The organism is Psychrobacter sp. PG1 (assembly GCF_014897815.1).
In the GTDB taxonomy this organism is placed as follows: Bacteria; Pseudomonadota; Gammaproteobacteria; order Pseudomonadales; family Moraxellaceae; genus Psychrobacter.
In genome coordinates this window covers 116,421-127,461 of the sequence record NZ_JABUZG010000058.1, presented here as the reverse complement: position 1 = coordinate 127,461, position 11,041 = coordinate 116,421, and the positions used below count along the sequence as shown (strand labels likewise).

General features: G+C 42.0%; 13 protein-coding genes. 8 read left to right on the top strand and 5 right to left on the bottom strand.

Features of this window, described 5'->3' with window-relative positions:
• Positions 1–109: 109 nt before the first annotated feature.
• Positions 110–472, top strand: a complete 363-nt coding sequence (locus INT03_RS09540) for an adhesin (RefSeq protein ID WP_226951677.1) — start codon at positions 110–112, stop codon at positions 470–472.
• Between the two features lie 277 nt (positions 473–749).
• The gene (locus INT03_RS09535; protein WP_193008758.1) at positions 750–1,265 is read left to right on the top strand and encodes a DUF6680 family protein; all 516 of its coding nucleotides are present in this window, start codon (positions 750–752) and stop codon (positions 1,263–1,265) included.
• A gap of 155 nt (positions 1,266–1,420) precedes the next feature.
• On the opposite strand, the gene INT03_RS09530 is transcribed toward INT03_RS09535, so the two are convergent.
• From INT03_RS09530 to INT03_RS09515, 4 genes are all read right to left on the bottom strand, one after another.
• The gene (locus INT03_RS09530; RefSeq protein WP_193008757.1) at positions 1,421–2,233 is read right to left on the bottom strand and encodes a MipA/OmpV family protein; all 813 of its coding nucleotides are present in this window, start codon (positions 2,231–2,233) and stop codon (positions 1,421–1,423) included.
• A gap of 229 nt (positions 2,234–2,462) precedes the next feature.
• Positions 2,463–3,437, bottom strand: coding sequence for a rhomboid family intramembrane serine protease (locus INT03_RS09525; protein ID WP_193008756.1), 975 nt, complete (start codon positions 3,435–3,437; stop codon positions 2,463–2,465).
• 191 nt (positions 3,438–3,628) lie between these two features.
• Complete coding sequence (locus INT03_RS09520; protein WP_296293354.1) at positions 3,629–4,816, bottom strand: alpha-hydroxy acid oxidase; 1,188 nt, start codon at positions 4,814–4,816, stop codon at positions 3,629–3,631.
• Between the two features lie 36 nt (positions 4,817–4,852).
• Positions 4,853–5,170 carry a glutaredoxin family protein gene (locus INT03_RS09515; RefSeq protein WP_193008755.1) on the bottom strand — a complete coding sequence of 106 codons (318 nt, stop codon included), beginning with the start codon at positions 5,168–5,170 and terminating at the stop codon, positions 4,853–4,855.
• Positions 5,171–5,397: 227 nt separating this feature from the next.
• Between INT03_RS09515 and mtgA the strand changes: the two genes are divergently transcribed.
• From mtgA to INT03_RS09485, 6 genes are all read left to right on the top strand, one after another.
• Complete coding sequence (gene mtgA / locus INT03_RS09510) at positions 5,398–6,084, top strand: monofunctional biosynthetic peptidoglycan transglycosylase (RefSeq protein ID WP_045453173.1); 687 nt, start codon at positions 5,398–5,400, stop codon at positions 6,082–6,084.
• 211 nt (positions 6,085–6,295) lie between these two features.
• Complete coding sequence (gene ppk1 / locus INT03_RS09505) at positions 6,296–8,503, top strand: polyphosphate kinase 1 (protein ID WP_193008765.1); 2,208 nt, start codon at positions 6,296–6,298, stop codon at positions 8,501–8,503.
• Between the two features lie 371 nt (positions 8,504–8,874).
• A complete protein-coding gene (locus tag INT03_RS09500) occupies positions 8,875–9,045 on the top strand; it encodes a hypothetical protein (protein WP_193008754.1) in 171 nt (56 codons plus the stop codon).
• Between the two features lie 75 nt (positions 9,046–9,120).
• Positions 9,121–9,372, top strand: a complete 252-nt coding sequence (locus INT03_RS09495; protein ID WP_193008753.1) for a hypothetical protein — start codon at positions 9,121–9,123, stop codon at positions 9,370–9,372.
• A gap of 124 nt (positions 9,373–9,496) precedes the next feature.
• A complete protein-coding gene (locus tag INT03_RS09490; RefSeq protein ID WP_193008752.1) occupies positions 9,497–9,895 on the top strand; it encodes a hypothetical protein in 399 nt (132 codons plus the stop codon).
• An 80-nt stretch (positions 9,896–9,975) separates the two neighbouring features.
• Positions 9,976–10,176, top strand: a complete 201-nt coding sequence (locus INT03_RS09485) for a hypothetical protein (protein WP_193008751.1) — start codon at positions 9,976–9,978, stop codon at positions 10,174–10,176.
• 155 nt (positions 10,177–10,331) lie between these two features.
• Here INT03_RS09485 and INT03_RS09480 read toward each other — a convergent pair whose 3' ends face one another.
• On the bottom strand, positions 10,332–11,027 hold the full coding sequence (locus INT03_RS09480) for a tRNA-(ms[2]io[6]A)-hydroxylase (RefSeq protein ID WP_193008764.1): 696 nt from the start codon (positions 11,025–11,027) through the stop codon (positions 10,332–10,334).
• Between the last annotated feature and the right edge of the window lie 14 nt (positions 11,028–11,041).

Here is an 11,041-nt window from a genome sequence, read left to right as displayed (position 1 = left end):
GCACTTCTTATTTGAATCTAGGATATCATTGAGGTAATTTATGAAAAAGTTAATGACCGCTCTATCATCAGCTGGTATTTTGATGGCAATATTAGGTTCTGGTTCTGCCATGGCTTACTCGGACCAAGTAATGGAACCAAGCGAAAGCTATGACACCGCTGTTAAAATTAGACAAGTCAACTATACTTGCCAAAGTAACAAGAAAGTAAGCGTGACTTATGGCTTTAATAAAGAGTATTTACCGACCTTTGCAGAAGCCAATCTGAACGGCAAAAAAAGATTTTTACCGATTAACTTAGGTCGTTCTGACAATGTTGGTACCGTGTTTGGTGATGAAGACAACTTTAGTATCATGACTGGCGCATTGCGTTTAAATAACTATCATAAATCATCGGCTAATATACAAAACGCTAAGAGTGAAATCCTTTATAAAGGTTGTAATGTTGCTTCTATCAAAAAGCTTAAAGGCTAGTTTCTAGTAGGTTGATACATAGATAAAAAAAGACCTTGTCACGTAATGTGGCAGGGTTTTTCATATTTAAGGGTGGAGCTAATACCTAATAAGCGTTAAAAAATGTGTCTGTCTACTGTAAAAAACAGAATATATCTTATATTCATCTACAATGAGGCAAGAGACGATTATAAATTTTATTTGGGCTATCTTGAAATTTCAGCTGTGAACTTGCAGTATACTCTTGATTGAGTTTTCATTGATAATCTTGAATATTATTAGAAAAGGAATTAAAAAAATGGGTATAGCTGATTGGCTTATGATATTTGCAGTTTTATTTGGGCCAATAATAGCTGTCCAGTTGACTAGATACTTAGATAGAATAAAGGAAATAAGAGAAAGAAAGTTGGATATATTTAAGACCTTGATGGCAACCAGAGCTTACAACGTTTCATGGGCGCATGTCGAGGCTCTTAATCGCATTGATTTAGAGTTTGACCATAATAATAAAAAAGAGAAAGCTGTAATTTCTGCTTGGAAAGAGTATCTTGATTTATTAAGCAATAGTTCTATTAACTCTGAACAGTGGAATATTAAGAGAGTGGATTTATTAGTTGAACTCCTGCATAAGATGGCAAAAGTCCTCAACTATGATTTTGACAAAACTCATATCAAAAACTCTTTTTACGCACCAACGGTTCATAGTGCAACTGAAGAGGAGCAAATAGCTTTGCGTCGTGGATTACTAGAAGTTTTAGAAGGAAAGAAGCATATACCAATATCTTTTCCTGACCTTAATAATTATAAAAAATAACTTTAAAGTATCTTAGGGTGCGTTCCCCACATCTATTCTAAGAACTATGTATTTTATAGGTGCGCTAGGCGCACCCTACATTTAATGCTCTGAAATAAAAAGACCTTGCCACATCACGCGGCAAAGTCTTTTTTATATCAAACATCTAATCTCAACTAGAACTTATAAAGCAAACCAAGCGTCGAGGTTGACTCAGTACGCGAGTCAACCTTTGGGCTATCGTATTGCTCATTTGGCAGATAGCTTAAGCTTTGATTAGCAAACAATGCCCAACGTTCATTGAAATCATAGTTGGCACTAATGTTAACGTAAGGGTTCAAGCTCGAATTGGACTTATAAGCGGCGACGCCTGTTTCCGCTGACTCTTTTTCGCTGACGCCATAATAGTATTCATTATAGTCAGCATCGTTGTATTCGAAGCCAATGCTTGGATAGACTGTTAGCTTGTCTTTCGTAATTCTAGCGAGATAGGTCAAACGAGCTGTGTTACCACCGCTACGGTCTAAAACATCAGTCGCGATTTGAGCACGGAAACCACCGACGGGCGTGCGGCGCAAATAAGTCAGACCAGCAGCGACTGACGCTTCACGCTCATCAAGACCTTGTAATGCGCCTCTAGCATCATCAGGATCGAAATCGTTGCCAGCGAGCTGAGCATAAGCCGATAGCTGATTTTTGCCATCATTAATGATATAAGCACCCGCTTGAGCGCCGCGCACATAGAATCTATTGTTGTCATAAAACGCGCCTGGTAACACACGTACATCGAGGCTGTCTTCCATATCGTAGGCAGAGTTGACGGCTATGACGTTGACGCCCACGCTTAATACAGCGTCTTGGTCAGTAGGTAAATTGTTCTTAAAAAGTGCAGCATTGGACATACTGGCGACACTAAATAACGCGGTAGCCGTTAATGCGCTAAGCATGACGCGCGTAGAAATATGAGGTAGCGCTACAGGTTTAAACATAATAGAGTCTCGTGAATGAATGATATAATTGGGGGCAATCGTGTATAGTCAAGGAATTTTAGAATCGCTACAAGGCGACCGACCGCAGATAGTACACTGAGTACATCTAGGGCGGGTAACACCGTAGCGGTTTAAAAGTGCTCTGACTGTAGCAAGAAGCGAGTAAGAAAAACCTAACCAGTAAGCTGTTATCATGAACTATTTAGCAATGATAAATAACTATGAAGGTTTACTCAATGGTTTTTAATACTTGTAATATTTGATCATGAATATCTTGCCACCACCAAATAAAGCCAATGCTAATCAGTAGCATCATTAGCCATGGTAGTAATTGCCAAATAAGGATAGATTTGGTCGCTGTTTCTTGTTCACTAAGGTGGCTGCGATTAGCATGAGTATTTAAGTGTGAGTTTACAGCAGAGTCGGGGTGGAAACTGCTGTTATTGTCAAAATCAACATTATTAAAGTGCTCATTATTAGCAGAAGAGTCAGTATTGCTGCTTGCTGGAAAATTGATATAAGTCGTTCGATAACGGTCTTCATAAGCAGCTGGGTTAGGCATATTCTGTAACGCTATTGTCATACGCTGCCGGTAGGCGATTGCGAATGCCAGTGCAATCACTAAGCCAGTCACCGCGCCGCCAATATGCCCCGCATTATCAATACCCGGTACGGCAAAACCATAAACAAGGTTAATGCCCATGATAAATATCAAGCTCTTAAGATTGAGCACCATGCCATTGACCGATATTTTAAACAGCGCGGCTATCAATAATGCCGCGCCGATACCCATGATGCCACCTGACGCCCCAGCCGATAGACCCGGCTGACCAGTTCCTTCTACAATACTGTGCCACGTGACATAGTTATTCAGTAAGTTGCCCCCGATCGCCGCCAGTAAAAATAATGCCAAAAACTTGGCTGAGCCAAACATCGGCTCGGCAATCTGCCCAAAGAAATACATGGCAAATCCATTAAACAATAAATGCATCAAGCCGATGTGTAAAAAGGCACTGCTGACCAAGCGCCACGGCTCATCACCCATGGTAAATGGCAATGCATTGGCACCCCATTTTAAGAGCGCCTCAGTCGATGGGTTATTGGCATCGACGCCTGTCAGTACCTGCATGATGAATAACCCAATAAAGCTGGCTAGTAACAGCGTGGTGACAGGGGCTGTTTTTAATAATTGTTGAATGGTCATAAAGGTGAGATATCATTAGAATGTTATAAATAGAGTATAAAGGGTATGGTCAAATAATGTCAGACATCTGCATGACATTATGATTTGATGAGTAGTACTCTTAAACGATTAGTACTCTTAAACGATTAGTACTCTTAAACGATTAGTGCCCTTAATGGTGGATCGTTTTAACGACCGTTTTAATGACAAATTTAACGATTAGCAACTTTGAGGTTCTCATAAGTGCCTTTTACTAATATATCATTGGTGACCTTATTAATATCAGTGTGACCACAGAACGCCATCGATAGATCGCATTCTTTATGGATGATTTCCAGTGCACGGCGCACGCCATCTTCGCCATAAGCGCCCAGACCATAAAGAAAAGCGCGACCAATCATCGTGCCTTTTGCGCCCAATGCGCGCGCTTTTAGTACATCCTGACCGGAGCGAATGCCGCTGTCTAACCACACCTCGATATTACTATTTTCAGCCTGCACCGCTTGTACGATATCGGATAGGGCAGAAATGGAAGAAAGAGCACCATCTAATTGACGACCACCGTGGTTTGAGACGACCAGTGCATCGGCACCGCTACGAGCAGCCATAATGGCATCTTCAGGTTCCATGATACCTTTAATAACTAATTTGCCGCCCCACATATCTTTGATGCGTGCCACGTCATCCCAGCTCAAGCGCGGATCAAATTGCTCTTCCGTCCAAGCGGTGAGAGAAGATAAGTCGTCCACTCCTTTTGCATGACCGACGATATTGCCAAAGCTATGACGTTTGGTGCCCAGCATATTCATACACCACTGCGGCTTGGTCATCAAGTTGACGATATTGGCAAGTGTGGGTCTAGGCGGTGCAGACAAGCCGTTTTTGATGTCCTTATGGCGCTGTCCCAGCACTTGTAAATCCGCGGTAAGAATCAACGCCGAACAATTGGCATCTTTTGCCCGTTGAATGAGATTGGCCACATAGTCATGATCGCGCATCACATATAGCTGAAACCAAAAGGGCTTGCTGGTATGAGTGGCAATATCTTCGATAGAGCAGATACTCATGGTCGATAGCGAAAACGGTATGCCGAATTTTTCTGCTGCCCGCGCGGCATGAATCTCACCATCCGCCCACATCATACCGGTAAAGCCAGTGGGCGCGATGGCGACGGGCATTTTTACCTCTTCGCCAATCATGTGGGTTGCTAGACTGCGATTGTCCATATCTACCAATACCCGCTGGCGTAACTTGATACGGTCAAAGTCGGTTTCATTGCTACGATAAGTCGTCTCAGTCCATGAGCCTGAATCGACATAATCATAAAACATACGCGGTACTTTACGTTCGGCAACGCGGCGCAGGTCTTCAATTTCAGTAATTTTGCGCAAATTTTTCATTATGTTCTCACTACATCGTTTTTTATTGTTGGCTTGCTATGATTGTATGAAAAGTTGCTGTAAATCCATGACTGAAAATGGGTAGTTTAATCGTGTTGATGGTGTCAAAATCACCGGAATAGTGGTGGCAAATTCCATCATCAATGGTTCCTCGAAATGAGCGATATCGACCTGTTGATAGGCAATCGGCTGTACGGCTTGAAATTGAATCAGCACTTGCTTCGCGATGTCGCACAAATGACAGCCAGACGTTCCAAGTAGCCACCATTTATCATTATTTTCAGCCTGACCAAGATCGGGGTTTGCAGCAACCATACGTTCCCGTAAGGCTTTTACATTATCATCATCGTACATATTTATTCTCTTTTCTTAATACTTGTCACAAAGTTTCGGTTTTTAGGACTTCGATTGCCAGCATAAATACTGCCTGATCTTTTTTACGCAGACTCTATGGCATGATAAAGAAGTGGGGTAAATAATGACAGCGATTGTGAGATTAGGTAAGATGACCTGCTGTTTTTAATTACTGGCTCTTCAGCTTATCTTATCTTATTACCTTTTCAATCACTTGGATATCGCGCATGGCAAGTTTTGGCAAATTTTTCAAACGATTATTGATGGCAATCATGCTATTGGTCGTCGCATTCCATGTATTAGTCGCTGGGCTACTATTAATTTGGAAAACGCAGCCGATTAATAACAGCATGTTTATGCTGACTCATCGTTTGACGGGCGGTACTGTCACCCAGACTTGGGCTGAATACGATGCCATCGCAAAATCTGCCAAACAAGCCGCGATAGTGAGTGAGGATTCGACATTTAGTCAGCACAATGGTTTTGATTTCAAAGGCATTGAGGCGGCACGTAAGAAAAATGAAGAGACGGGTAAGATGTCCGCTGGTGGCTCGACGATTACCCAGCAGCTAGCAAAAAACTTATTTTTGACCTCGCATCGCTCGTATGTTCGTAAAATTGAGGAAGCGATTATCACTGTCATGATTGAAACATTATGGGATAAGCAGCGTATCTTGACCGCTTATCTCAATGTGGCAGAGTTTGGCAATGGTATTTATGGTATCGAAGCAGCAGCTCAGCACTACTTTGATAAGTCTGCTGCCAAGCTGAACCGTGATGAATCAGCCTTACTTATTGCTATGTTGACCAATCCAAAATACTACGAAGACAATCAGGGTGATAGACGTTTACGCAATAAACAACGTATTATCAAAAAGCGCATGAGCAATGCGGTGTTACCACAATCAGCTTAATGGATTGTACCTAATACTATTTAACAAATAGCGCCGTGTTTTTGAATGATAGTTTTAAGTGATAGTTTTAAGCGATAGTTTTGAATGGCAGTTTCAAGTAGTAATGAATGAAGAAAGAACCCTGATAAATTTCTTAGTGGAAAAGCGATTATAAAAGACAATTGGTATTGAAGATGATGGCATATCGATAACGCAAAGGAGTAGTGACGTGATGGATGTGAATAATAAGCAGGACACTGATAGCAATAATACAGTGATAGCAGTTGATAATAAAAGCCATACAGAGAGTCGCAATGACAATTTAACTGAGGTTGCATGGCAGCGTTCAGAAGACGGCAGCTATTCACCCAGCAGTTATATCAATCGCGACTTGTCTTTATTACAGTTTCATTTACGTGTCTTAGCGCAGGCAGCAAGTCCTCGTCATCCGCTACTTGAGCGCTTGTTTTTCTTGATTATTTTCTCATCGAATATCGATGAGTTTTTTGAGATTCGTGTCGCAGGTATTATGCAAAAGCTCAATATGGGTGATGTCTCGACCAGTGTTCATGGCATGCGTCCCAGTGAAGTGCTGAATGAGATATCTACCGTAATGCACGATGCCATCGCTGAGCAATATCGTATTCTCAATGAAGATATCTTACCAGCACTGGCGCTTGAGGATATTCGTTATCTAAAACGCGACGAGCTAAATGCTGAGCAGTCGGCATGGATGAAGCGCTACTTCACTGAGCAAGTATCGCCAGTGTTGACACCGATTAGCATCGATCCGGCGCATCCGTTTCCGCGTTTGGTCAATAAGAGCTTAAACTTTATCGCCACTTTAGAAGGTAAAGATGCCTTTGGTCGTGATATCAATCTAGCGATTGTGCCCGCACCGCGCAGTTTGCCACGCGTGATTCGCCTGCCTGATGAGCTGACAGGTGGCAAAGAACATCACGTCATGCTCTCAGCTATTATTCATGAGCATATCGGTGAGCTGTTCCCTGGTATGAGTGTGACGGGCTGCCATCAGTTTAGACTGACGCGCAATGCCGATTTAGATTTGGCTGATGATGTTGAAGATATTGCTAAGGCTCTGGAGGGCGAGCTAGAAAACCGCCGCTTCGGTGATAAAGTGCGGCTAGAAGTCACCACCGATTGTCCAACGCCTATCAGTGATTATTTGCTCAATGAGTTTGAGCTGCATGACAATCAGCTGTACCGCGTCAATGGTCCTGTCAACTTAACGCGCTTATTGTTTGATTTCAATATTCCAGCGCTGCGCTATCAGCCCTTTACCCATGTAGTGCCAAAAGAGTTCCGCCGTGAGATGGATAAGCTGGACAAAGCAACCAGTATGTTTGCCGCCATGCGTAAAAGCGATGTGCTAGTGCATCATCCTTTTCATGCATTTTCACCGATTATCAATCTGCTTTGGCAAGCGGCGAGCGATCCAAAAGTGTTAGCGATTAAGCAGACATTGTACCGCTCAGGCACCAATTCAGAAATTGTTAAAGCATTGGCTGCTGCTGCTCGTAATGGCAAAGAAGTCACTGCCGTCATCGAGCTGCGTGCGCGTTTCGATGAAGCCTCTAATATCGCCGTCGCCAATTATTTGCAAGAAGCGGGTGCGGTCGTCGTGTACGGGATTGTCGGCTATAAAACCCACGCCAAGCTGATGCTTATTGTGCGCCGTGAGGATGATCGAATCCGCCGCTATGTGCACTTAGGGACGGGTAACTATCATGCCGCCAATGCCAAAGTTTATACCGATTATGGTTTATTTAGCGCAGATCCTGATATCTCAGAGGATGTACATAATATATTTCAAGAGCTGACGGGAATGGGTAAGCCTGCCAATCTCAAAAAGCTGCTGCATGCGCCTTTTACCTTGCATGATAAGTTGATAAGTTTTATCGATGATGAAATTGCTCATGCAAAAGCCGGCAAGCGCGCTCATATTATCGTTAAGGTTAATGCTTTAACCGAACGTCGATTGATTAGCAAGTTATACGATGCCTCGCAAGCAGGCGTCAAAATCGAGCTCATCTTACGCTCCATGTGTTGTTTGCGTCCGCAAGTAAAAGGTCTATCAGAAAACATTACCGTACGCTCTGTTATCGGGCGTTTTTTAGAGCATACGCGTGTTTATTATTTCTATAATAATGGCGACGAGCGCTTATATTGTGGTAGTGCAGACTGGATGGATCGTAATTTATTCCATCGCGTCGAAGTGGCGTTTCCAATCGAAGACAAAAAACTGTTTAAACAAGTATATCAAGACGGTTTACTTAACTATCTGAAAGACAATACCCAAGCGTGGATACTTAGCGGTGATGGTGTTTGGCAGCAGCTGCAACCAGCCGCAGATGAAACGCCGCATACTGCTCAAGGGTATTTATTAAAAGTGATTAATGGCGTTGATGCATCAAGCTAGCTTAATATTTCAACGACATCTTCAAAGCGGTAAAGACGTCTTTACGATCAATAAATACCAAGCAAAAAACCAAGTGTAGAGTATTCTCTATGCTTGGTTTTTTTTGGTAACCGATTTGTCTAAGTTACAAACTGTCTTGTAACCTCACATTTATTCACATATTGATACGGCAGCACACTGGTGCAGGCCGTTATCTCATCCTTATAATCAAGGTCAGCCCTCACGCTATTATTAAACGGATTTGATGGTTTAATAAACCATTAGCACTCTAGTAATTCATGCAAAATTGCTCGTATTACTATCATTGATCGTATTACGAAAAAGAGTAGGGACTGACTAAATCAACGAATTATAAAAATAGGAAATACCTTATGAGCAATACCGATAACGACACATCAGATATCAAAAAAGCTGCTGAGCAAGCAGACAGTCAGCAAATTGCGCGAAATCTTGAAGACAATAAAGCGGTCGATGCGCCTGAAGCATTAAGTAAAGATGAGCAAACCTCTTTTATTGAAGATGATTTGCGTACGGATAAATGATAAATAAGCTGTGACATAAATATTTGGATTAACTTATTTTATATATTAATGACATATTGATGCGAGGGAACTGCAATGCCAAATAATACTCATCCAAATCACGAAGAAGCGGTACCAGTTCGTGATCCAGCCGCTTTACACCCAGACAATGCACCAGACAGTTATGAAGGTCGTAAGCACGAACCTAATATCGATGGTCCACAACAAGAGTCGCAAGAAACCGACGAGATATATGTTGACCCTCGTAAAGAAGAGAATTTACCCGCTGGTGGCAAGAACGTCGCAGATTTGAATGCTTATGATTTAAGCCAAGAAGGCAATGAATAGTACGGCTTACAGGCTAGGTTGAGTTGGGCATTAAATCAGGCTCACCATTTGCTAAACCGCCATGAAAACTCTAAGCACATTAAGCAATTGCCAAAACACGAATAACAATAATAAGGATATAGCCATGCAAACCAATGATCCAGCACTCATCAAGACACGCATCAGTGAAAATGATGACTTAATCGATAGTCATGATTCTGCTAATAGCTTCTCTAGTAGTCCTACTTCTAATGACAAGGAGCATAGTGATACTGATAGTGGCATTGAAAAGAACATCACTGAAAATAAAGGAACGGATACTTTCAAAGAAGGCGTCGTCAATTCAGAGCATGTCAATGATAATGACAACCCCGCACGTCAGCCTGATCGTCGAGACCAAGAAGGTAACGCCTTTGATGATGGCGTGAATGAGCATACGATGGTTAGCGAGACATCCAAAAGCGAAGGTATTAACAACATGAATCGTTATGCAAATATCGACAATGCCCAAACACGAGTGTTAAATCCTGACGAAAAGGATTAATAGCTTTTTATAAAAAATCGAATGAATACAAATTTTTTATCTTTATAGAATGATTATGATGATAATAATAAGGAGTAATGATGAATACGCCAGATGACAAGGCTGTCAACCAAGTCCATGAGTTAAGAGATGCGAACGATAACCATGGTATCGTACCTGATGATGCGCTACAAAAAGTCAATCCAGCAGCGGCAGAAAGGGCAACCGATGATCACGATCCTCATCATGTTGCGAAGGATAGTAAACAGTACGACAGCTCATTAATGAAAGATGATAAATAACCATTAATTTTGCTATAACGAAGTTCAAATAAAAGGCTAATAAGTGAAGTAGCAGACCAGAGGATGAAGCTTGGTTCGTTACTTCACTTATTGTCTGTATAATTTTTACTGTGTAAGAGAGTATCTAATCGAAAATGATACCTAATATTATGTATTTAAGCAGGTGTGCCGCTATGAAAGCGTAGCTCATGATCTGGGCTAGAAATCAGTTCTGCTTCTACTTCTTTAAAAAATGCGACGCGCTCATCAATACTGTCCTCATACAGTGATTGAGCCAAGGCTAAATAATCCTCAAAGTGACGACTCTCTGACTTAAGTAAGTAGCGATAATACTTTGCCAAGCGTTCGTCGTCGATGACCTCAGCAAGGGCGGCAAAACGTTCACAAGAGCGTGCTTCGATAAATGCGCCAATTATCAACACATCAACCATCGCTGCTGGCTCATAAGTACGTTTGTGTTTTAACATGCCTTTAGCATAACGTCCAGCACTCAGATATTTCCACGCCTGACCACGGTCATTCATAATACCTAAGACCTGCTCATAATGCAGCATTTCTTCACGTATCAATTGCGCCAATTTACGCTGCAAATCATAAGAAAACTCATAGCGGAATATGAGATTCATGGCAGTGCCAGCGGCCTTTTTTTCGCAATTGGCATGATCTTGAATGATCAGCGGCACATTCGCAATCGCCGCATCAACCCAAGCTTGTGTTGTGCGCGCATCCAAAAAATTATAAACAGCAGATAGGTCAACCTTAATCGGGGTGCGTAGCTTTGCGATATCGACATCGTCCTCATCTATCTCGTCTTTTACTATACTAGGTTCTTCTATATTGCTGTCTTTCATAACTTTGTCGTTAC